The 25,128-nt window shown below is 23.3% G+C and carries 20 protein-coding genes; 16 read left to right on the forward strand and 4 right to left on the reverse strand.

Translation table 4 applies throughout. From position 1 onward, the window contains the following. From U744_RS04215 to U744_RS0102115, 4 genes are all read right to left on the reverse strand, one after another. Nucleotides 1-236 (reverse strand): hypothetical protein (locus U744_RS04215; protein WP_036431806.1); only part of this gene is annotated, 236 nt, incomplete at its 3' end. Nucleotides 237-369: 133 nt separating this feature from the next. Next, the gene (locus U744_RS0102105) at nt 370-1,107 is read right to left on the reverse strand and encodes an ABC transporter ATP-binding protein (RefSeq protein WP_025755443.1); all 738 of its coding nucleotides are present in this window, start codon (nt 1,105-1,107) and stop codon (nt 370-372) included. A gap of 649 nt (nt 1,108-1,756) precedes the next feature. Continuing rightward, a complete protein-coding gene (locus U744_RS0102110; RefSeq protein ID WP_025755444.1) occupies nt 1,757-2,143 on the reverse strand; it encodes a hypothetical protein in 387 nt (128 codons plus the stop codon). Nucleotides 2,144-2,151: 8 nt separating this feature from the next. Then, on the reverse strand, nt 2,152-3,510 hold the full coding sequence (locus U744_RS0102115) for an ABC transporter ATP-binding protein (protein WP_025755445.1): 1,359 nt from the start codon (nt 3,508-3,510) through the stop codon (nt 2,152-2,154). Nucleotides 3,511-3,577: 67 nt separating this feature from the next. On the opposite strand from U744_RS0102115, the gene mutM reads away from it, so the two are divergent. The 16 genes from mutM (at nt 3,578) to U744_RS0102195 (ending at nt 25,073) form a co-directional block, all read left to right on the forward strand. Then, nucleotides 3,578-4,438, forward strand: a complete 861-nt coding sequence (gene mutM / locus U744_RS0102120; protein WP_025755446.1) for a DNA-formamidopyrimidine glycosylase — start codon at nt 3,578-3,580, stop codon at nt 4,436-4,438. Continuing rightward, on the forward strand, nt 4,428-4,961 hold the full coding sequence (locus tag U744_RS0102125; RefSeq protein ID WP_025755447.1) for a cysteine hydrolase family protein: 534 nt from the start codon (nt 4,428-4,430) through the stop codon (nt 4,959-4,961). Before mutM ends, U744_RS0102125 begins: the two co-directional genes overlap by 11 nt. Nucleotide 4,962: 1 nt before the next feature. Further along, the gene (locus U744_RS0102130) at nt 4,963-5,295 is read left to right on the forward strand and encodes a Smr/MutS family protein (RefSeq protein WP_025755448.1); all 333 of its coding nucleotides are present in this window, start codon (nt 4,963-4,965) and stop codon (nt 5,293-5,295) included. 9 nt (nt 5,296-5,304) lie between these two features. Further along, complete coding sequence (locus tag U744_RS0102135) at nt 5,305-5,721, forward strand: large conductance mechanosensitive channel protein MscL (protein ID WP_245578670.1); 417 nt, start codon at nt 5,305-5,307, stop codon at nt 5,719-5,721. A gap of 128 nt (nt 5,722-5,849) precedes the next feature. After that, a complete protein-coding gene (gene upp, locus U744_RS0102140; protein ID WP_025755450.1) occupies nt 5,850-6,476 on the forward strand; it encodes a uracil phosphoribosyltransferase in 627 nt (208 codons plus the stop codon). Continuing rightward, a complete protein-coding gene (locus U744_RS0102145; RefSeq protein ID WP_025755451.1) occupies nt 6,476-7,207 on the forward strand; it encodes an MPN527 family putative ECF transporter permease subunit in 732 nt (243 codons plus the stop codon). Before upp ends, U744_RS0102145 begins: the two co-directional genes overlap by 1 nt. A 13-nt stretch (nt 7,208-7,220) precedes the next feature. Then, a complete protein-coding gene (locus U744_RS0102150) occupies nt 7,221-9,551 on the forward strand; it encodes a class I tRNA ligase family protein (protein WP_025755452.1) in 2,331 nt (776 codons plus the stop codon). A 10-nt stretch (nt 9,552-9,561) separates the two neighbouring features. After that, nucleotides 9,562-12,282 (forward strand): endopeptidase La, encoded by a 2,721-nt coding sequence (gene lon / locus U744_RS04220; RefSeq protein ID WP_245578671.1) that lies wholly within the window; start codon nt 9,562-9,564, stop codon nt 12,280-12,282. Nucleotides 12,283-12,369: 87 nt separating this feature from the next. Next, a complete protein-coding gene (gene nadE, locus U744_RS0102160; RefSeq protein ID WP_025755453.1) occupies nt 12,370-13,161 on the forward strand; it encodes an NAD(+) synthase in 792 nt (263 codons plus the stop codon). 13 nt (nt 13,162-13,174) lie between these two features. Further along, on the forward strand, nt 13,175-13,912 hold the full coding sequence (locus U744_RS0102165; RefSeq protein WP_025755454.1) for a YebC/PmpR family DNA-binding transcriptional regulator: 738 nt from the start codon (nt 13,175-13,177) through the stop codon (nt 13,910-13,912). Further along, nucleotides 13,912-14,946 (forward strand): ZIP family metal transporter, encoded by a 1,035-nt coding sequence (locus U744_RS0102170; protein ID WP_245578672.1) that lies wholly within the window; start codon nt 13,912-13,914, stop codon nt 14,944-14,946. Before U744_RS0102165 ends, U744_RS0102170 begins: the two co-directional genes overlap by 1 nt. Before the next feature lie 150 nt (nt 14,947-15,096). Then, nucleotides 15,097-17,502 (forward strand): hypothetical protein, encoded by a 2,406-nt coding sequence (locus U744_RS0102175; RefSeq protein WP_025755456.1) that lies wholly within the window; start codon nt 15,097-15,099, stop codon nt 17,500-17,502. Between the two features lie 71 nt (nt 17,503-17,573). Beyond that, nucleotides 17,574-21,194: a hypothetical protein gene (locus U744_RS0102180; protein WP_025755457.1), complete on the forward strand. Its 3,621-nt coding sequence runs from the start codon at nt 17,574-17,576 to the stop codon at nt 21,192-21,194. A gap of 241 nt (nt 21,195-21,435) precedes the next feature. After that, nucleotides 21,436-22,092: a hypothetical protein gene (locus tag U744_RS0102185; RefSeq protein WP_025755458.1), complete on the forward strand. Its 657-nt coding sequence runs from the start codon at nt 21,436-21,438 to the stop codon at nt 22,090-22,092. Nucleotides 22,093-22,095: 3 nt separating this feature from the next. Next, nucleotides 22,096-22,926 (forward strand): MAGa7180 family putative nuclease, encoded by an 831-nt coding sequence (locus tag U744_RS0102190; protein WP_025755459.1) that lies wholly within the window; start codon nt 22,096-22,098, stop codon nt 22,924-22,926. 251 nt (nt 22,927-23,177) lie between these two features. Continuing rightward, on the forward strand, nt 23,178-25,073 hold the full coding sequence (locus tag U744_RS0102195; RefSeq protein WP_025755460.1) for a P68 family surface lipoprotein: 1,896 nt from the start codon (nt 23,178-23,180) through the stop codon (nt 25,071-25,073). Nucleotides 25,074-25,128 lie beyond the last annotated feature (55 nt).

The raw sequence follows: 25,128 nt of genomic DNA on the forward strand, positions 1-25,128 counted from the left end.
AAATTATTTAAATCATTTGTATTGATTCCAAAATCAAAATCAGGAATTTCATTTAAATTATCTTCATCTTCATCATGTAAATTATTTAAAATATTTTGAATATTGGAATCTAAATTTCATTTTTTAAAATATTCTTTTTCATGAATATTTTTTATAATATCTTCTCCTACTCAAAATAATGCTGGATTATTTCAAAAAACTCTTTTAAATAAATTTCATTTAATTTCTTTTTCCATTAAAAAAAATTATAGTAAATTTTAATTTGTTTAGATTAGAAAAAATATTTTTTTATTTTTTATTAAAAAAAAAAAAAAAAAAATACAGCATTTTTTATATTTAATGATGTATTTTAATTTTAAGACAAAAAATTTATTTAATATTAATTAAATCTTCAAATTTTTTTAAATCATTTTCAATGTACTTATTATAAGTTTCTTCAATTGATTCGGTTTTTGGACCAGTATAAACTATTACACCTTTATTGATAATAGTAAGAGAGTTGCAATAACGTTCAAGTTCAGATAAAATATGCGAACTTAAAATAATTGTTTTACCATTTTCATTCATTGCTTTTAATACTTTATAAAGTTCAATTCTTGCTTTAGGATCTAAATTAGCTGCAGGTTCATCTAAAATTCAAATATCTGAATTTGAAATAATTGCTTCAATAATTAATACCTTCTTTTTTTCTCCTGATGAAAAAGTATAAGGTCTTTTTTTTCTTCGATCATACAAACCAAACAATTTTAAGTAATGAGTGATTTTTTCTTTAGCTTCTTTTCTTTTTAATCCATCTAAAAGAGCAAAAAAGTATAAATAATCTCAAAGTTTAATATCTTTTTCAAAATTAGTTTTTTCAGGAATATATGTAACTTTTGAAGCAATAGATTTTTCTCTTGCATTGTGGCCATTAATAAAAATCTCTCCTTTATAAGATATAATGGCATTAATTATGGATTTAATTGTTGTTGTTTTACCTGCTCCATTTTCTCCAATCAGAGCATGAAAATCTCCCTTTTTCACAGTGAAATTTAAATTTTTAATTCCAGCATTAGTTTTTTTAAAAATTTTTGTTAAGTTGATAATTTCAATAGCATTGTTATTCATAATTAAAAATGATCCTTCTTTATGTATGTTAAATATTATAACTAATATTTTTTTAAATATTTGTTTTGAATACAAAAAATTTAGCTATGGATACTTTTTCAGTTAAAATATTTTCTTGTTTTTAGTTAAATTTGAGTAAATTAAATATTTTTATTAACTTGATATTTAATATATGCAGGTATTTTTTTAAAATAATTAACATTTTTTAATTAAGTAATTTTGATAAAAATTCACAAGTGAATAAAAATAAAATAAAAAAGATTTCAAGATTTTAATAAATTTTAATTGTGATAAAACAAGGATTTTTAATTATTCTAAAAGACTAATGATTGATTTTGATATTCAAATTTTAGATTCTAAAAATAATATTATCTATGAAATAAAAAAAATATAAATAGAAATGTAGAATATATCAAATTTAATGTTTTAGAATCTAGTGAATACAAAGTTAAGCTAATTATACTTTATAACCTAACAGAATTTATATATGTTACAGATATTCCATATACATATTCTCTTGAATTGTAATTTTAAAAAAAATTTAAACTACAAAAAATAAATTGATAGTATAAAATCTTACATATTTTATCCCTATCTTTAAAGCTATATAAAAGCTTAAAGGAAGTTTTTTTATTGTGCTAAATTAAATTTAATATAGAAAAAAACAAATAATTGTAGCAATAGCGTTTCAAAGAAAAGAAAAGAAAAAAGTTCAATCACTTTTTATTTTTTCTGAATTTTTTTGTATTTTATTTAAATTAATTTTTTCATTGTTTTTGATATTTTTAGTTTTAATAATTCTTTTTAAAAAACTATGTTTTCCAAATCAAATTAAAAGCACTAAAAAGCAAGTAATAGCAAATGAAGTTGCAAGAGCATTAATTAACTGAATGTGAGAATTAAAATCATATTTTAAACTTGAAATACCAAACATAATTAAAAACACTAAAATAAAAAAAACAAAAATAACGTAAAATCGCATTGTTTTAATTTCTTGTTTTAACAAATATCATAAATAAACAATTAGTTCTTTCATTTATCTCCTTATTTGAAATTATCTAAAACAAAATGAGTTTTAGAAATTTTTATATATTTAGAATTTTGAGTTTTTTCAAAATTAAAATTTTTCAAATCATTAGTGTGTGTTAATGAAGAAAGCAACAATGATTTTGTATATGGATGGATTGGATTTTCAAAAATTTCAAACACAGTTCCTTGCTCAACAATTTGTCCTTGATACAAAACAATAACATCATCACTAATAAATCTAACCATATTTAAATCATGAGCTATAAATAAAATAGCTATATTTTTTTGATTGCATAAATCTTTTAACAAATTAACAATTTGTGCTTGAATTGAAATATCAAGCGATGAAATTGGTTCATCAGCTATAATCAATTTTGGATTAGCAAGAAGTGCTCTGGCTATAGAAATTCGTTGTTGTTGTCCTCCGCTAAATTGAAAGGGATAGCGATTTACTCAATTTTCATTTAATCCAACTTCTTTAAGCGCAGATGATATTAATTGATCTATAATAATTTGTTTCAAAAAATATCTTTTGATTTTTAAAATAATTTTTTGAAACAATAAATATTTTTGAAATTTAAATTTTCAAAAATCTCAATTTGATATACCTTTTAAATGCATTTCTGTTTTCATTAATTTGATATATGTTTTTAATTTTTTGTATTCTTTAATTAATAAATTTAAATTTTCTTTTTGAATTTTAGTTATTGCTAAAAATTTTTTTTTGATTATAGTTTTTTTTAATTTATTTTTTAATTTAAATAATTTTTTTATTTTTTTTTCAGTTTGATATTCATTTGAATTTTCTAAAAAATTAATTTTAAAGTAATTGTTTAGATTATTTTGTATTTGTTTATTAAAAATATTTAAATTTTTTATTAAAACATCAATTTTGCATGATAAATTCAATTGATTAAAATCTAATTCATTTAAAAGAAAATAACAAAAACCATTTTTTTTAAAAATAAAATCTTGATATGTATCTTTTTGCAAAAAATTGTTTATTTGGTTTAGTTTTGATTTATAAGTTTTAAAAGTTAAAATTGGCAATTTTAGTGTTTGGTAAATTAACTCAAAATTATTTAATGAATCAATAGGATTTTGAAAAATAATTTGTGTATTTTGACGCAACCTTTTTAAGTTTTGTTTTGTTGGTTTTAACTTTGAATAAGTAATTCCATCAATAATTATTTCACCTTCATAATCATCAATTAATCTAGTTATAATTTTTCCAATTGTTGTTTTCCCTGATCCTGATTTGCCAATTAAACCAAGAATTTTTCCATTTTGCAATGAAAAACTAACATTTGATAGTTCAAATGCATGTTTGTTACTGATATATTTTTTTGAAATATTTTTTACTTTTAGTATCACAAATTTTCCTTATTAAAAATTATAACTTTTAATTAATATTAAAAAAGTTAATTATAATTAAATAGTTATGCCAGAATATCCAGAAGTTACTATTGTTAGAAAAACACTTCAAACTGAAGTGAAAGGATCCCAAATTATAAATGTAAAAATATGAGATCCAAAATTTATTAAAAATACTAATGCTAAAAATTTTGAAGAATTTATTAAAGGAGAAACAATTGAAGATATTTCCAATACTGGAAAATTTTTAGTTTATCATTTATCAAATAACAAAAGAGTTATTTCTCATTTAAGAATGGAAGGCAAATATTATTTAAGAGATCCAAAAATTCTTGAAAACTACCATTACAATCATGATTATTTATATTTTTATTTAAATAATGGAAAAGTTTTAGCTTACAATGATACACGTAAATTTGGAAGTTTTGAAATAGTTAAGCAAGAAGATGAACACAAAAGTATTAGTGAAATTAAAAATCTTGCAGAACTTCCTGGGTTTGTTGATGTTGAAAAGTTATACCAAAAACTTTCAAAATCAAACAAATCAATTAAAACTGTTTTGTTAGATCAATCATTAATTTTAGGGATTGGTAATATTTATGCTGATGAAAGTTTGCATTTGTCTAAAGTTTATCCAATGACAAAAGCAAAACTAATTTCGCTTGAAAAATTAAAAGAAATTTTACAAAATGCTCAAAAAATTATGGATGAAAGCATTATGCTTGGAGGAAGTTCAGTTCACACTTATCGAGCTGTTAATGGTGTGATTGGTACATTTCAAAATAAACTAAAAGTTTATGGAAGAGCAAAAAAAGTTTGTTTACAATGTAAGAGAGCTGCAATTGAAAAAGTTAAATTAGATTTTAAACCAAATGGAAGAGGAACTAGTTTTTGCCCAAATTGTCAAAGAGAGAAACATGAAAAATAAATTAACATTTGTTATTGATATGATTAATGGTTTTACCAAAGAAGGACCATTAGCTAGCAAGACAATTCAAAAAATTATTGCACCAATGCAAAAATATTTAAAAAATCAGAAAAATATCATTTTTATTTGTGATGCACATAGTAGTAATGATTTAGAAATGAAACAATATCCACTACATTGTCAAAGTGGTAGTTTTGAAGCAAAAATTGTTGATGAATTAAATGAATTTGTAACCAAAACAAACGTTTTTTATAAAAACACAACTAATGCTTTTTGAGAACTTTTTCAAAGTGACATTTGATTAAAATATGATTCATTTGAACTTCTTGGTTGTTGCACTGATATTTGTATTTTAGAATTTGCTCTAACATTAAAATCATATTTTAATAAAATTCAACTAGATAAACCAATTATAGTTCATTCAAAATTAACTGCAACTTTTAACAATAAAAAACACAACAGTGAACAATTTCATAATTTTGCATTACAATTAATGAAACAAGCTGGAATTGAGATAATTTAAAATGTCAAAAAAAGTTATTGATTTTCATGGTTGAACTACTGAAGAAGCAATTCCTAAACTTGAACACATCATTAATGATTTAAAAAATGGTAAAATTGCAGAAATTGAAATTATTACAGGAAAAGGAACTGGAACTATTAAAAATATAACAATTGATATCTTAGATAAAAATTCAATTTCTTATGTTTTAAAAAATGATGGAGGATCACTAATTGCTTACATTAAAGAAAATAGGCAAACATTTTTTCAAAAAATGTTTAAAAGATCATCTCAAGAAGTCCCAACACAAAAAGAAATAAATTTTCTCTTTGAAGAGTATAAAAATAAGTTATAATGTGTTTCTATGAAAAAAATTTTTAGAAAAGCTTTTTATGATGCTAAAGGGCATCTAAAAAAAGGTAACATTTTTATGTTAGCTGTTGCCTTTATTTTAGGTAGCGTATTTAGTGCATTAGTGTCATCATTTGCAAATGACATTTTAATGGGTTTAATTAACTATCTTTCTGGATTTGATAAAAAAGGTGATGAAATTATTAAGTATGGAATGAACATTAGCAAATTTGTAGGAAGTTTAATGTATTTTATTATTGTTACACTATTTGTATTTGTTTTCTTACTTATTTATTATTTAATTAAAAGATTAATTGAATCACGCAAACCAGTAGTTGAAGAAATTAAACCTGAACCAAAACCAACAATTGAAGAACAAATTTTAACTGAGTTAAAGCAATTGAATGTTAATTTAACCAATAAAAAATAAGTCCTAAAATAGGGCTTTTATTTTGCATTTTTCAGTTAAAAAAATTTTTTTAATGATTTTAATTTTCAATTTATTTTTAATTTATAAATGTTTATAATTACATAAATGTAATTAAAAATGGAGGGTTTATGTTAAAAGTGATTTCTCATCCCCTTATTGATATTAAATTAACTAAAATGCGTCAAAAAGATACAGATCATTTAACATTCAAAAATAATTTAAGTGAAATAGCTTCTTTAATGATGTATGAAATCATGCGTGATTATCAAACCAAAAAATATCAAATTACTACTGCACTTGGACAAAAATACCTTGGAAGTAAGTTTGATAAAGAAATAGTTATTGTTCCAATATTACGTGCTGGACTTGGAATGGTTGATGGACTTTTACAACTTCTTCCTCAAGCTAGAATTGGGCATATTGGAATTTATCGCAATGAAGAAACTTTAGAACCTGTTGAATATTTTTATAAAATTCCTGAAGTTCCAAAAGATTCAAAAATTATTGTAGTTGATCCAATGCTTGCAACTGGTAATTCTGCAGTAGATGCTATCAGAGCACTTCAAAAAGATAACTTTATTAATATTGAACTTGTTTGCTTAGTTGGAGTAAAAGAAGGAATTGCTAACGTAGAAAAAAACTTTGGAAGTGATTTTAAAATTTATTTAGCAGCACTTGATAAAAAACTAAATAGTAAAGGATATATTGAACCTGGATTAGGTGATGCAGGTGATCGTATTTTTGGAACTAAATAATGAAAATTGCAAAAAACAATTCTACTAAACATGAAATTTTTAAAATTGCTTTATCGGGGGTTATTTTAGCACTTGCTTTACTTTTTGATTTAATCGGTAAAGCATTTCCTAATATTTTTGGTTTTTTAAAACTTAATTTTTCTTTAATTCCAATTTTATTTGGAACTTATTTAGTTGGAAAAAAATATGGACTCGTTATTTTATTTTTAAATTTTTTAATTGGCCCTGTTTTTCCTGATGCAAATTCAATTGATATTAGATACTTAGGATCATTTGCTATTTTAATTGTTCATAGTGTTTTTATATTAACTCAAATTGGAGTTTTTTCATTGATTTTAAAAATTAGTAAAAATTGACTTGAACTAATTTCTCGTAAAAATAAATTTTTAAAATATTACATTGTTTACTCAATTTCAATAATTGTAGCAATTTCTATTACAATTTTAATTATTTCAACTATAAATACATTTTTAATTAATTTAATTTATTTAAAACTTTTTTTTAAAGAGTCATTTTCATTAACTGTTATGCTTGAAAAATATTCAGAAACATTTAAAAATTTATTTTTTGGAATTGACAATTATTTTTTAGGATCATATACAATTTATATTGTTTTTAATTTAATTAATTTAATTGTAAATACTTTTATAATTACATTAATTTGAATTATTGATTGAAAAACCAAATTTATTAGTAATTTTCGTAGAAAATATAATCATATTTCATATTAAAAGAAAGGTATAAATGAACAGAGATTTTGATTTTGTGAGCATTGACAAAAAATGACAAAAATACTGATTTGAAAATAAATTATTTGAACCTCAAAAAAACTTTTCTTTACCAAAAAAATATATTTTAAGTATGTTCCCATATCCAAGTGGAAAAATTCATATGGGTCATGTTCGTAATTATTCAATAGGCGATGCTATTGCTCGTTTTTATCGTAGAAAAGGATTTAATGTTTTACATCCTTTTGGTTGAGATGCATTTGGATTACCTGCTGAAAATGCAGCCATAAAACATCAAGTGCATCCACGAACATGAACTTATGAAAATATTAAAAGTATGGATAAAGAAATTCAGAAACTAGGTATTTCATTTGCTTGAGATTATGAATTAATAACTTCCAATCCAACATATACCAAATGAGAACAATATATTTTTTCTCTACTTTGAGAAAAAGATTTAATTTATAAGAAAAAAAGTGTTTTAAATTTTTGTGAATTTGACAATACTGTTTTAGCTAATGAGCAAGTTGAAAATGGAAAATGTTGACGTTGTGATAACTTAATTGTTCAAAAAGAAATGGATACTTATTACTTAAAAATCACTCAATATGCAGATGAATTAGTTAAAGACTTAAAAACTCTTGAATCACATTGACCAAATCAAGTTTTAACTATGCAGAAAAATTGAATTGGTCGCAGTGAAGAATTTAAAGTAAATTTAACCATAACTAATCAAACCAATAATAAAAAAAGTAACCTAATAATATACGAAAGCAACTTAAAAACAATTGAACAAGCTGATTTTATTGCTTTTAGTTATCAACATGAATTAATTGATAAATTAAAAAAAGAAAACTATTTTTCTCATGCTGAACTTTCACTAATTAATCGTATACATAACAATATTGCCAATAAAATTTTCGAAAATAAAATTGCTATTAAATTACCTTTTTATGCAATTAATCCAACTACAGAAGCAAAGCTTGATCTTTATGTAACTGATTTTGCTAGCTATAATACAAATAAAAATGCTCAGTTTGTTGATGTTAAACAAAGAAATCTTGAAGATTTTGTTAAAATAAACAACATAAAAATTGCTAAAGAAAAACTAATAATTAATAAAATAAATTTTCCAATTGAAGTTAAGTACAATTTGCGTGATTGAGGAATCTCCCGTCAAAGATATTGAGGTGCTCCAATTCCTTTAATTCACTGTTTAAAATGTGGAACCATCCCTGAAAAAAAAGAAAATCTTCCAGTGCTTTTGCCTGAAAATGTTAAGTTTACAGGTCAAGGAAATCCATTAAATGAAAATCTTAATTGAATTAACACCACTTGTTGAAAATGTAATTCTTTAGCAAAACGAGAAACTGACACTTTAGATACATTCTTTCAATCTAGTTGATACTTTTTGCGTTATACTGTTCCAATTCAAATGCGTGAAAATAAACTATTTGATAACACTCATTTAAATTATTGAAATCAAGTTGATGAATACATTGGTGGAATTGAACATGCTATTTTACATTTACTTTATGCGCGTTTCTTTACCAAGGCTTTAGCTGATTTAAATTTAGTTTCATTTAGAGAACCATTTAAAAATTTACTAACTCAAGGAATGGTATTAAAAGATGGAACTAAAATGTCTAAATCCAAGGGTAATACAGTAGAACCATCTGAAATGATTGCAAGATTTGGCGCTGATACAACAAGGTTATTTATTTTATTTGCTGCACCTCCAACTAAAGAACTTGAATGAAGTGATGCTGGAATTAATGGATCATTTAAATTTATTAAGCGTTTATGAGAACGTTCTTTTGAAATAAATATTAATAGCAATTGAAAACAAATTAACCATGAACAATTAACCAAAGAGCAACAACTAGCAAGATTTAAGCTTTACACTGGATTAAAAAAAGAACATGAAGTGTTTCAAAATCGTGATAATGAATATGCATTCAATACATTGATTTCATGAACAATGGAAACTTTAAATGCTTATGATTCAATCAATGATAGTGCATTAATTACTGAAATGTATTATGTATTGTTACATTTGCTTGAACCATTTATTCCACATTTTTGTTGAGAACTTTCAGAAAAATTTTTTAGTCTAAAAAATTTAACTGATTTTTCAATTGATGAAAAAGCTCTTATTTTATCAACTATAACTTACGCAATTACCATTAATGGAAAATTTAGAGCTGAACTTTCTGTTGAGAAAGATCTAAAAAAAGATACAATTATAAATCAAGCAAGAGAAATTGCTGCAAAATGAATTAAAGATAAAAAAATTGTTAAAGAAATTTTTATTGCAAATAAATTAATTAATTTTGTTATTAAATAAAGGGAGAAATATGAAAAAAACCAAAATAACACCTTTTTATTACATTACAACTGATATGCAAAATGTCGCCTTTCCAGGAACAGTACATGAATTCTTGATAAATAAAGAGCATGATCATGAAAATGCAAATAGATTAAACTTAATTAAAAATTTACAAGGATTAAATCTTGAAGATAAATTAGAAAATTTAGTTATTTTATATCGAGCTGGGGATTTTGAAAATTTTCCTGAAGCTAAAAATAATTTATCTGAATACCAAATTGGAAAAGATAATCAAGATTTAGATATTTATAAAAATGGAATTTATGTAAAGATTATTCAGGTGGTTGAACAAGATAGTGATTATCTTTTAATTTATAAAGTAATTGCTCCTTTTGAAGTTTCCAAATTTAATAATGATCCAAAAGAGCTAACAAATGAATTAATTGCAAAAATTGTTCAAAACAAAAAAATTGATGCTGATGATAACAAAATTATTTCAACTCAGCAAGTTTATGGAGAAATTGAATTTTTTGATGAAAATGAATATGATTTTTTAGATAAAAAAGATAACAAAGACAAAAAAACATTTAGTGATTTGCTTAAAACAGTTTTTGAAAAAAATTCAACTAATAAAGGTGAAATTACTTCATTTTTATTGCAATCAATTCCAAGTAAAAATAAAAAAATTACCACATGAAATGATATTGAAGAATTTATTAAAAAATATAATGATTATTATTTTGCAGATCCAAAAAAACATCAACTAGCTCGTGAACTTACTTTTTTAAACTTTGCAAATAAAATTATTTTACAAGATATTTTAAAATACAAATTTTTATTTGAATTCTCATCAGAATCATATGATGAATTAATGGAACAAATTCATTATTACTTGGCAACTTTATTTGAAAGTGAAAGTAAAATTAATCGAAAAATTTCATTAAAATTAAATGAACAACAAGATGATTTTATGTTACGTGAAAGATACAAAACTTTAAAAGAATTAGTCGATAAAGAACAAAGTTTAGATGAGTATCAAAAAACTATTAAAAACAATAAATTAAGTAACCGTTATCCAATTTGAATTCAAAATTCAATTCAGAAAGAAGGTGATCGAATTGCTGAAATGATGAGTTCATCTCCTGAAGTTAATATTGTAAAAACATATATTGATTTAATGAAAAAATTGCCATGAAGATTAACTCAAAAAGAAAAATTAGATATTAAAACTGTTCAAGAAACTCTTGAGAAATACCATTATGGTCTTGAGGAAGTTAAAGAAAGAATTATTGAACATATTGCTGTGTTAATTAAAGGTAAGAGAGTTCTTTCCAAAAGTGAATCTAAACGTATTTCAGTTGATAAAAAAACTGAAATTGATATGAATTTATTTAAAGATAGTGAAAATGAGCTCAAATCATTTAACAATGTTCCAATTTTAACTTTAATTGGTCCTCCTGGTACAGGAAAAACTTCACTTACTAAAGCAATTGCTGAAGCGCTTGGAAGAAAAATTATTAAAGTTTCTCTTGGAGGTGTTAGAGATGAAGCGGAGATTCGTGGACATCGTAAAACCTATGTAGGGGCAATGCCTGGAAAAATTATTAAGGCAATTTTAAAAGCTAAAGTTTCAAATCCTGTTATTTTACTTGATGAAATTGATAAAATGTCTTCTGATTCAATTAAAGGTGATCCAGCTAGCGCAATGCTTGAAGTGCTTGATCCTGAACAAAATACTAAATTTCAAGATCACTATCTTGAACATGAATATGATCTATCAAAAGTAATTTTTATTGCTACTGCTAACTATTATGAAGGAATTCCTGAAGCTCTTCTGGATCGGGTTGAATTAATTGAAGTTCATGCATATACTTTAACTGAAAAACTTAAAATTGCTCGTAAACATTTAATTCCTAAGGTAATTGAACAATCATATATTAATGAAAATTTATTTAAACTTTCAGAGGAAAATTTAGAATATTTAATTACACACTATACACGTGAAAGTGGGGTGAGAAATCTCAAAAAGGTTTTAGATAAAATTGCTCGTAAAATTAGTATGAAAACTGAATTTGATCAATCAATTAAAGAATTTGAAATTACCAAAGAAATTTTAACTGACTTTTTAGGTCCAATTATTTTTAATACTAAAAAACATGTTCAAACTTATACCGCTGGAGTTGTTAATGGATTAGCTTATACTTCATATGGTGGAAGTACATTACAAATTGAAGTTAATATTATTCCTGGAAAAGGAAAATTAAAATTAACTGGTTTATTAAAAGAAGTAATGCAAGAATCAGCTATGATCTCACTTTCATATGTACGTTCAAATGCTAAAAAATTTGGAATTGAAGATTTTAATTTTGATGAAAATACTTTGCATATTCATGTACCTGAGGGAGCAACACCAAAAGATGGTCCAAGTGCTGGAGTAACTTTTACAACAGCAATTCTATCAGCAATTAAAAATCAGCCTATTTCATCAGAATATGCCATGACAGGAGAAGTAACATTACGAGGAAGGGTTCTTGAAATTGGTGGTTTAAGAGAAAAATCATTTGCAGCATATCAACAAAAAATTAAATATGTATTTATTCCTGAAAATAATGAACGTAATTTACAAAAAATTCCAGCCGAAATTAAAGAAAAAATTATTTATATTCCAGTTGAAAATTATGATGATATTTATGATGTGCTATTTTTAAATAAAAAACCTAAAAGAACTATTATCACTAAAGTTGACTAAAAGTGTTGTAAAAACACTTTTTTTAAACCAATTTTTAAGTAAAAGTAAAATATGATAAAATAAAATCATTTAAATAAAAGGAATAAAATGAGTAAAATAACTTCATATCAAAATGGTAAAATTTTTTATGATGAACAAATTGCCTGAAAATATATAAAAATAGTTGAAAGATTTTTAAAAAACAAAGCAAAAGCAGCAAAAGCTAAAGGTTTTATTGTTGGAATAAGTGGAGGTATTGATTCTTCAGTAGTTTATATGCTTGCAAAACGAGTGTTTCCTCAAAACGCTCAAGGAGTTGTAATGCCAATTATAAAAATGACTCAAAGTGATTTAAATGATATTACAAAACTTGAACAAGCAAGCAACTCAAAATTTTTAGTTAAAGATTTAACTCAAACATTTAATGCAATTAGTTGTGAACTTGATATTGATAATTCACTTGCTCTTGCAAATATTAAACCCCGTTTAAGAATGACTACATTGTATGCTTTAGCGCAACAATTAAACTATTTAGTGCTTGGAACTGATAATGCTGATGAAATTTTTGTTGGATATTTTACTAAATTTGGAGATGGGGGAGCTGATTTGTTACCAATTAGTCAATTTACCAAAGGCGAGGTTAAATTTATTGCTTCATTGTTAAATGTTCCTCCTGAAATAATTCATAAGAATCCTTCGGCTGGACTTTGAGAAGGACAAACTGATGAACTTGAAATGGGATTTTCATATCAAGATTTGGATTTTTATTTAAATCATTTAAAAAGTCCTGATGTAATCAAACAAAATTTAGATTCATCAGTGATTGAAAAAATTAATAATTTACATTTGAAAACTCAACATAAACGAGATAAAATTTACACACCTAAAAATATCAAATAAAAGGAGATAAAAAATGGCCGGACATTCACATTCAGCAAACATTGCTCATCGTAAAGGAGCTCAAGATGCAGCAAGAGGAAAGATTTTTCAAAAACTTTCAAAAGAAATATTTGTTGCTGCTTCAAGTGCTGGAGGACCTGATCCTGAAAAAAATCCAGCTTTAAAGCTAGCAATTACTAAAGCTCGAAGTAAAAATATGCCAAAAGACAACATAGAAAGAGCCATTTCCAAAGCAAAAGGTGAAAAAAATACAAATACTTTTGTTGAAACTATTTTTAATGCTACAGTTTCAGGGGGAGCAACTTTTATTGTAGTTACTTTATCTGATAACATCAATCGTGTTAAATCTAACATTCAATCCTATTTTAATAAACAAAATGCGACTTTAGGAAAAACAGGACAAATTCCATTTGCTTTTGATCATAAAGGAATCATTGAAATTGTTAAAGATAATATAAATGAAGAAGAATTAATGCTTGTTGCACTTGAAAATGGAGCAGACAACATAGAAAATACTCAAGAAACTTTTGTAATTACTGTTGATCCTGAGCATTTTAGCACTTTAAAAATTTCTCTTGAAAAACATTTTCAAATTGAAAACTTTATTCAATGCGAAGTAACCTACTTACCAAATATGTATGTGGATTATGAAAAAGAAAAAGAACAAAAAATGCTTGATTTTATTGAAAAAATTAAAGAAGATGATGATGTTCAAGATGTATATCACAACATTAATGTTACTTTAAAATAATGATTAATTTTGTCAAAAATATTTATCAAGATATGCTTTTATGGATTAATCCATATTTTGCTCAGTTTTTGATAGTTTTTATTTTTCTTGCTTTCTTGCTTTTTGTTCCAGTTGTTATTTCAATTATTTTTCCTTTGATTAAAAAGAAAATTGAAAAACATTCAAAAGTTTATTTATATGCTTTTACTACAGGTTTTTTCTTAATAATGTCTACTTTTGGATTTATGAGAGAAGCTCTTGAAACATCTTCAGTTTATGCTGCTGCTTATGTACCAATTGATAGTGAAAATTTTAAAAATTATATTTATGCTTACAATATTTTACTTGTTGGAGGTGGAGTCTTTTTTGGTCTTTTATCAGCATTTTTAATTAAATATATTATTTCATATCGAATTAATAAAAAACTTCGCAGCAATAAACACACACAAGTTTTTGTACATGAACACAATGATGAAAATGGTGATTTTCATGTGCATAAACATCCAGATTATATTTTTAATTCTGAAGATAGTTCAAATATAATAAAAGAAACTTTAACAACTAAAGTTGAATCTAAATTAAAGATAATTGCTTTAATTTTACTTTTAACTCATCGAGTTCCAGAAGGTCTTTTACTTGGATACAACATTAATTTGCTTATTAATGGACAACCAACATCACTATCATATGCATTTATTGTTAGTTTGGTACTACATTTAATTCCTGAAGAGATAATCTTTTATTTTCGTTTACGTGAAAGCGGTTTTTCAAAACAAAATTCATTTTTTATTTCTCTTTTAGGGCTTTTTTTCTTTTTACCATTTATGTTAATTGGAAATTATGCAGGTAAAGTTGTTGCTGATATATGAGAATTAAGAGCATTTATTTTTGCTTTTATTGGAGGAATTTTTTTATTTACATCATTAGTTGAATTTTTTCCTGAATTTTATCATTATCATATGAATAAAAATCAGTGATTTTATGTTCTTTTATTTTTATTTATTGGAGTCATTTTTGCAGTTATAATTTTATCAATTCATACTCATAAAAAATAGTTTTAAACTCATAAAAATAGCTTAAAAAAACTTAATTAAATTGTAAATTTATTCTTCAAATAATAAGTAAAATAGTTTATAATTTTAAGCATAATATGTAAAAAAATATTATTACACAAAAAATATCAAATATAAAGGAGATTTTCCATAATGAAATTTAATAAAAAATTCTTTTTAGCTCCACTTATTTTGAGTTCAGTATCTTTTATTGCTGCAAGTTGTGGTACTAAACATGATGAAACTCAAAAAAATGATTCTCAAAGATCAACAAATGTTCAGGCTACAACAAATTATAATGAAGAAAAATTAACAGATACTTCTAAGACAGTGGTTCAAGCAACAAAAGAAAACACCCAAAATCAAGAAAATTTAATTAATAATGATCAAAATTTAGATAAAAATATTTTAGAAAGTGAACAACCTAAAAAACTTTTAGACGATAGCGTTGCTTCTTTTGAAGTTTTAAATGATGAACAAAAAAATAATGTTAAAAGATTTAATACCTTAGTTGAACAAAAGGGACCTATCTATCCTATTGTTTTAAAAGTGCTAGAACCATTAAGAAATTTTCTTTCAAATATAACCCCTGAAGAAGAATTTTCAAAAAATATTGCAACTATTGTTAAGTTTCTTCGTTATTTAAACCTTCAAAAAAAATTGGAAATTCAGCAATTAGAAGAATATAAACATAGTGAAATTATTACTTTTTTAGAATATGAAAAAGAATTTAATAATGCATTAAAAAAATTAACCAATTTAAATGAATTTGATAATCCTAATACTTCACCATTTTTAACTAATAAATTAAATTCAATTGAAGAATTTGTAACTATTAGTAAAAACCAAAATACTAATAATTATTGAAATGAAATTAAAAAATCAATTGGAAATAATTCAAATCATGTTAGCATTTATGAAATTGTATATTATCTATTTGTAGAAACACAATATCAGTTAAATAAAAATGAAGAACTTAAATCATTGTTAGATATTATTTTATATGTTGTTTATAATGAATTTAAAAAACAAAATGCTTTAAGTAACTTAAATAATGATCAAAAAGAGTGATTGGCAAATAACAAAGATTATATTGATTCAGTTCAAAAAGATCCAAATGCTGAAGAAAAAATAAAAATTTTCCAAAATTTAATTGATAATGTTCAAAATGATAAAAATTTCAAAATAAATACATATTCTAAAGATCAACAACAAAAAGATTTTGAAAAAGTTAAAGAATTTTATAAATATTTAGGAGAAAAGAAAGAAATTTTTGCTCTTAAAAAAGATGAAAATGGTAATTTTGTTAACCTTGAAAGTGAAAAATTTGGAACAAAATTACAAGAAGAAAAAACAAAATTAGATGAATATGTTAAAGCTATTGAAAATATTTATAATTTAAATATTGAATATAATATTAATAGATTAAAAAATCAAATTAAGGAAAATAATTTAGTCTCAGCCACAACATCAACAAATGGTTCTGAAACTCTACTTGAAAAATTAGTTAAATTTGCAAAAGAAAAAGTTGAAAAATACAAAATGTATAGATTTAATAATTTATTTTCAAATGTAAATATTCCAGCTCTTATTGAACAAAAAGAAAAATTAGATGTTTATTTTGATCAATTAAACACAGTTGCCTATGAAGAAAGTTTAGATGAAGAGTTTCAATTATTTAAAACTGTTTCTGAATATGCATACTATAGCAATAAGGAAAATGGAACTAAAACTTCAAATAAAGATAAATTGAGAAAATATTTCATTATTACCAACTTAATAAGATTTGATGAGATTTTTAATAAGTATGAAGATATTTTTAAAAAATATTTTGATAAAATGGAAGAGGCTGCTCGTAGTTTAACAACATGACTTGGTGATAAAGATGGAGAAAAAACAAGTCAAAAGTTAAAACAAGAATACGGTAAATATTTTGTTGTTGATAATTTTGATAATGAAAAATTAGAAAATTCACTAAAAGATATCAGAGATCTTTATTCAAACTCACAAAAATTATTTAATCAATTACAAAAAGTAAAAGATAATAATACAGCAAAAGAGTTCTTAGAAAATTTTGAAAATATGGACACTGGTTACAAAGTTTCTAAGAAAAAATATGATGAAGCTCTTTTATTACTTCAAAATGCTGAGCAAAATATGAGAAAACAAATTATCATCAATAATGCTCAACAATTCAAAAAAGAAAGTGAAGAATTTATTAATTTAGTTGAGGAAAATATCATAAATGATAAAATAAAGCCTGAATTTCTCAAACAAATAAGAGAACAACAATATCATATGCTTGCATTAAATAAACTTGATGTGAATAATGAAGACAAAGATAGAAAAGAACAAGACGTTCTTGCTAGTGCATGAATTAATATTGTTGATCCACAAGTATTAACTCCACTTCAACCTTTAGGACATGATTTAATTATTACTTTAAAAACTCCTATTGATAGAATTTGATTCTATTCTGTTTCAATTAAAGAATATTGAGATACTTTATTTAAAGAATTTAAAGAATTAATTCTTTCAGAAACTGATTCTCAAAAATAATTAAAAATAGCTTCACTTAAAAAGTTGAAGCTATTTTTAATAAATTTATTTAAATATATAGGTTAAAAAATATGAAATTTAATAAAAAAATATTAATTATTGGAACAAGTGGGTTAATTTTAACTTTAACAGGAATTGTAACTGGAACTGTATTAGGAATAAAATCTAATAATAATAATAATAATAATAATAATCCTATAAAAGACACAGCAAAAAAAATAAATATTTCACAGTTAAATGAACAATTAGAAATTTCGGTTCATGTTGAGGATTTGACTTACTATAACATAGATAATTCATATCAATTGATTTATAAAAATTTAAAAACACAAAATCAAAATCAAAATAAAAAAATTAACTTAACTATTAAAAATAATTTTTTGATTTTTAAAATCCCATTAACTAATTTTGAAAATGGAAACTATCAACTAATTGAAATTAAAGACACACAAAATAAAATTATTTTAAATTTAAAAAATGAAAGTTTTTCTATCTCAAAAAAACCAAATAGTCAACCAAAGCACCCTAATAATAATATAGAAATACCTAATAAAAATGAATCAAATGATTCAACAAATACAACTAAAACATCAAGTTCAGAAAAAAATATTGAGGAAACAAAGCCTAACACTAATGAATCTACATTAGATATATTTAAAAATAAAACACCTAATTTTAAATTAAAATCTTTTAATTTATCAAAAATAGAATTTAACAATCAAAAAAATAAAAATATTGTAACCTTTATTTTAAAATTAGAATCTTTAAAAAATATAGATTTAAAAAAAATAGAAAAGCAAATCCTTGAACTAAAATACCATTCAAATAATGACACTAAAGATACTGTTATAACTTATGAAATTTCCATGAATAATTTAAATGAAATTAATATTGTTATAGAAAATTTAAATTTAAATACTCAATATTTAATTGAGTATTTAAAAATAGGAAATCAGATTTTAAATTTATCTAATGAACAAAAACAATTTAAAACCTTAGAACCTGAAACTAAAAAGCCTGATGATTTTGAAATTTCAGACATTCAATTTGATAGTATAACTGATAGTACTGCAAAAGTAAAATTTATTTTTAATAAATATAATTTAGGTAATAGTAACTATAAAAAATTTATTTTAAAATATTCACAAGATATTAATAGTAATAATGAAAATGAAAAAATTTTATCAGTTGAAGAATTAAATTATCAAGAAGGTCAAAAATTTGTTGAATTTAATCTTTCTAATTTAAAATTTTTAAAAAAATATACATTAAAAGAACTTAATTTAAATGGTGTTGCAATTTCTCCTGATAAGTTTTTATTGCCTAAAAATGACAACTTATCTAATTTTGATGATACTTATAGTGGTCAAAATAATTCAAATAAAAAATCAAAAGTTTCTTTTGAAACTAAAAAATATGCGGGAAAAATTTCATATTCTTCACTAGATCAGGAAGATTTAATTGTTGAAGAAAATAGTGAAGATAAATCTATTAACAAAAGTTTTAAAATGAAATTAAATAATTTAAAAGGTCTTTTTAATTATTTTACAAACCCTGGTGACTATAGAATAGCAGCTATGCTTAGTGAAAATAACAAGTTTTTTTATATAGAATTTGATTCAGATAAAAAAGAAAATTTTACCAATAATTTAAAAACACCTCCAATTATCCAATCAGACAATACAATTGAAGAAGAAGAAGAAATACAAAAATTCTTTCTAAGCGAAGGTAAGAAATATAAAATAGAAAAATTATTTATAATTCCTGATGAAGAATACATTCCATCAGATCTTTATGAAGATGAAGAATTAATTGATAAATATGCCATTGAAATATTACCTTCTTCAAAAAACAAAGAAAATTTTATTGATACAACAATACCATCAGTTAAATATAAAAATGTTAATTTAACACTACAAAATAATTCAATAAAAGCACAAATAACAATTGATAATTCATTAGTACCTAATAGTCAAATAAATTATATTAAAGCAATTTTTTTATCTTCAAATGGTGGAAAATGAACAAAAGAAATAAAAACTAAAATTAATAATATATGAAGCACAACAATTGAAAATATTCCTTCAAATGATACCATTAGTTTAAGTAAGGTTTTTATTAAGAGTAATGAAAAAAATGAACAAATTTTTATTGATAAAAATAATACAGGAAATATTTCAATTGAAACTCCAGCAAAAGAAAACATTAAATCAGAAATTCAATCATTTACAATTGAACAGGGAAATTATCCTGAATATTTAATAAAAATAAAATTATCAAACATAGATAAATTAGATTATTTTAATTACTTAAAACCAAGTCTTTTTCTAAAACAATTAAATGAAAATAAAATTATTAATACTCAATTATTTGAAAAAGAAAATGACAACACATTAGTGTTTAAAGCAAATCTTCAAGAAAATACAAATTATTTAATTGATAGTTTAATTTTTTCAAAAAATTATAAATTTACATCAGCAATTGTAGTTTCTACTCCTTCCGATAATAAAACAAATTATACAACCGATGAATTAGAAAATTTATTAAAATCAATTGAAAAAATTAAGTTAAATAAAAAATGATTTGCTTCAGGAGTTGTTAAAAAAATAAAAAATGGTTTAGAGCTATTTTACAATAGTAATCTAGGAGAAACTCTTTCAAAAGAAATTTGAAATAAAAATATTTCAATTGAAGATATAAAATATTCTGATATAAATGATTTAAATGGAAGTTTAAATATTAGTTTTAAATTAAAAAGTGGTAATAATTTTAGTTCTATTAAAACTGTTTCAGTTGAAAATTTATTCTCAAAAAATTGATTTAACAATAAAACTAATTTACAACGTATTGAAGAATTTGCTAATTTAATTAAATTAAAACAAAGTTCAAATCCAGAAAAAAGTTATCAAACTGATGAGTTTGACCAAGCTTTTGAAACAATTTTAGTTGAAAATAACTTAGATACTGCTTTTGGATCTGCTAATAAATATATTGATATACAAAATCAGACTTTAAATAATTTTCTTGATATTGATGAAAGCCTAACAAGTTTTGACAGTTCAAAAATAAGCATATACTTTGCAAAATATCTAGATGTTTCTAACTTTTTTGGTCAACAAAGTACTTTGTATTTCCCACTTTTAGGAGCTGCTCGCTATAAACTAGTTATTAACTTTAAAGATTCCAATAATAGTTTTGAAATTAATAATCTTTTTGTATTAGGATTTAATTACAACAAAAATTTATCTTTAAACAAAAATATTTATTACACATTAAATGAATTTATTGCTAAGAAAACTCATCCAAATAATTCTAATTGACAAAATATTAATAAATTTATTGGATTAAAAGAAAACTTAAACAGAAATGTAGATGAAATTATTGAACAAGTTAATTTAAATCAAGAAAATAAATATAATGAACTTGGTAAGTATATTTATTTAAATAGTTTTTTAAAAAGAATTATAGAAAATCAAAAACAAGAAAAATTTAATCCACCAATTAGCGCAAATAGTTTTGATCCCTTTGAATTTGAGGTTATTGATATTCAAAAACAAATTCTTGGAGAAAATAACTTTTTAATTGTTAAGTTAGCTATGAAAACTAAATTTGCACTTACTCAAAGTAGTGAAATTTATCAAACCAATATTGGAGATGGCTTACTAGAATTTAGAATTTTAATTAATAATTAAATTTAAAAATCAAGTAATTTTTATTATGAATTTACTTGATTTTTTATTAACTTAATATAAAATTTTTTTTTAATAAAGAATGTATTTGTTTAAAAAATTTATAAAACAAATGAATAAATGAATAATCAACCTATTTTACAGAATATAATAATAATAATAATAATAATTTTTATTAAAAAATAGTTTCTTTTATTTATAAAGATATAAAATTAAAAAAATTAAATTTATAAAGGGGATAATAATGAAACAAATAAAAACTAAACACTCAATTATGTTAATCAATGGAAAACGAAGAAGTGGAAAAGGATTGCTTTCAAAAGCTATTTATGAACTAGCTCAACAAAAAGACTACAAGGATAACATTTATGTTTTATCATTTGCTGAACCAATTAAACAAATTACTGAGCCTATTTTAAATGAATTAAAGTGAGATGGTAATGATAAAGAAATTGTACGTCCACTTTGAATTGCTATGGGAGAAGTTGGGAGAAATATTGATCATAATATTTGATGTTCAAGAGTTCTTGATCGTATTAAATTTTTAATTAAAAAAGCTAAAGATGAAGGAAAAAATTCACTTTTTTTAATTGATGATCTACGTTTTCCAAATGAACTTGATTATTTTAAGGGTTCTCTTAAATCTTTAAAAGAAATTGTTGGAGAAAATAATGATGTTCAAATTAATGCCATTCGAATTCAAAAGTTTTTTGATGCAGAAAAATTTGTTGTTGGAGTTGATGATAATTCAACTGAAACTAGTTTTGATAAATTAGTTAATATTTGCTTTGATCATATTGTTCCTGAAAATATTTTAATTGATCAAAATTGAGTGGCAAATTTTGAAAAAGTTAATATGTATGCAAAAATTATTTATGATAATTTTTTAGGAAAAAATTAATTTATGGCAACTCGTAAATTTTACAACAATGTTGATTATTTTATTGATGAAACAAATAAAACTATCAAACTAGCTCCTGAATTTCATAAAAAACTTTTAACATTTAATAAATTTCATGGATTTAAAAAAATCGGAGGAAGTACTGTTGGTGATGTTTTATTAGCAGGTCCATTTAAATCTCAATTTGCTGCTTTTTGTCATATTGCGAGAATTAAGTTGCCAGTTCTTTCAAAAAAATATGTTCATGCAGGAGAAGTTCTTGAACCAAAAGTATTTGATGCTTTTAGAAAAGCTTTTCCTAATTTGGAAATTCAAAATTATATTGCTAAAGATTATAATTATAATTTTTTTGAAGGTAAAGATGATGTTTTAACTGGTGTTCCTGATGGTTTTATCCCCAAATTAAATTGTGTTATTGAAGTTAAAACTGCAGGAGAAACAAAGCTACCAAAATGGCTTAAGGAGGTTGATCCTTCATATCGTAAACAAGCACAACTTTATTCATATTTAATGAATGCCAAATCATATAAAATAGTTGCATTATTTTTAAAAGATGAAGAAGGTGATTATTTAGATCCTGAACATTTAAATATTAACAAACGTATTATTCGAGCTTTTGATTTTCCAGTTAATTATCAGGAAGCAAAAGATGATATTCAAAAAGTAAAAAACTGATATTATAAGTACACTAAAAGTGGAATTTCACCTAAATATAATTTATCAATTGATGGAGATCAAATTCAATATTTAAAGTGCTCAAATGAACAAGAATGAATTGAACTTTTAAACACTTGAATTAAATCTGGAAAAGCAGATCCTGATACTACACCATAAAATATATTAAACATAAGTTTAGAAACTTATGTTTTTTATTTTTCATTTTTTTAAAAATAAAAAAGTATTTAAGTGTGTTTAAAATATATGGAAAAATACCAACCATTTTTTTATTAAAAATGATTTATAGTTTAAAATTATGAAGTTAATAAAATTTAAGATAATAAAATAAAGTAAAAATAAAGTTTTATTAATTTATTTAAAAAAAAAAAAAAAAAGAGGAGAAAAATATTACATTTTAATATTTAAATATGAAATTTAATAAAAAAAATTTTTTTAAGTTAGCATTAAAATTTGCAATGCCAACTGTATTAGCAACAGCAAGTATTGCTTCGGCATGTAATAATTCAGAGAGTGCAAATAGCAAAAAAACAGTTAAATTTGCTACAGCACAAGATACAATTTGACCTTTAATGCAATCTTTACAACCAATTATTGAACAATATAACAAAGATTTGGAAGAGTTTAATAAACAAGAAAAAGAAAAAAACAGTGATTTTGTTGAATTTTTGCCAGTTCAACTTCAATTTAGTACAGAATTAAAAGTTGATAATTCTGAATCAAAATTAACAGCAGCAGTTGCAGCTCAATTAGAAACTAATAAAAAAGATGCTCCAAGTCTTATTTTAGCTAATCAAGGAGCAGCCTTTATTGCAAATAGTTATAATGTTTTATTAGATCTTTCAAAAACTAATATTAATAAAAATATTTTTAATGAAAAAATTCTTAAATCTCACAATGAATTAGCTGGTTTGGGAGTAGATGAAAATAAAATTTATAGCATTCCTTTTGATGTAACTGATGTTGATGGTCTTGTATTCAATCTTGACTTAATGTACAAAATTTTTGAAGTAATTAAATCAGGTGGTGGAACTGTTTCAGAAGAATCAGAAATTTACAAAAAAGCCAAAGAAGCATCAACAATAGGAGCTTCAATTCCTGAAAATAGCATTTGAAATAAAATTAAGGCAAAATCAAAAGAATCATATAAATCATTAATAGTTAATGATGATACTTTTAAAGGTATCATGACAACATTAAAATTTGCTAAAGATTTTTATGATGGCTTAGACATTGATTTTGAAAACACTGAAGGTGATGCTGCTATTTTTACTATTGATTATCAACAAGATACATTTTTTAAAGCTTTAAAAAATGAAACAGGAAAAGATTTATTAGAAGTTGATAAAATAACTGAAGAAAATTCAAAAAATACTCCTGTGAAATATAACATCAAAGATGATAAAGAATTGCAAGATAAATTTAAAGAACTATATAAATTATTTGGAGAAGAAGGAGAATTAAAACAAAAAAATAATAACACTCAAGCATTTTTTAATATTCGTTATGCAGCAAATGGTGCAACTGATTGAGCATCATGAGACATTAGAACATTTAAAACCGCTTTTGCCTATGCGCCATTAGTTGGAATTAACCAAACAGTTCAATCACCTGTTTCAAAAGCATTTTTCACTCCAAAATTCAATGAAATAGTTGAAACAACAAAGCAACCAACAGAAGAGGCTAAAAAAGATCAAGCAATTTTCTCAAAATTTGCAACCATTGATGATATTTTATATATACCACAAGTTCAAAAAAATAATGTAGATGAATCAAGACAAACTTATTTAAAAGGTGGATCAAATTTAATTGCTCTTACAACTAATGACAAACAAACTGATGATTCAACAATTAGATTTTTAAATTATTTATTTGAAGGTAAATACAAAGATTTTGATGGTAAAAGCAGATCAGTAGCTGATTATATAGCGGAAACAAGCTCATATATTTTGCCTACTAAAGCATTTTTAAGTTCTGACACTGAAACTAGATTTCAATCAAGAATTAAAGAAATGGAAGCTGCAAAAAAAGAAACTAAAGATTTATCCTTACAAGCTCAATATGAAAAAAGAATTAACAATTTAACTGCTGCACTAATAACTTTAAAATCAGCTCTTGTATATCAAGAAGGTATGGGTGATAATTATCAATTACTAAACACATATTCAATTGACACAAAATCATCTTCAGTTGTTAGCACAATAAGTGCATCATTACTTAATGCCACAAAGAAAACTAATGAGTCTAAAGAATTTAAAACTGGTGAAGAAGTATTAAAAACAATTTTAGATACAATAAAAAAATAATATTTACAAGACATTAAAAATTTTTGAATTCATTTTCAAAGATTTTTAATGTTTT

Origin of the sequence: Mycoplasmopsis cricetuli ATCC 35279 (assembly GCF_000526955.1) — a bacterium.
In the GTDB taxonomy this organism is placed as follows: domain Bacteria; phylum Bacillota_I; class Bacilli_A; order Mycoplasmatales; family Metamycoplasmataceae; genus Mycoplasmopsis; species Mycoplasmopsis cricetuli.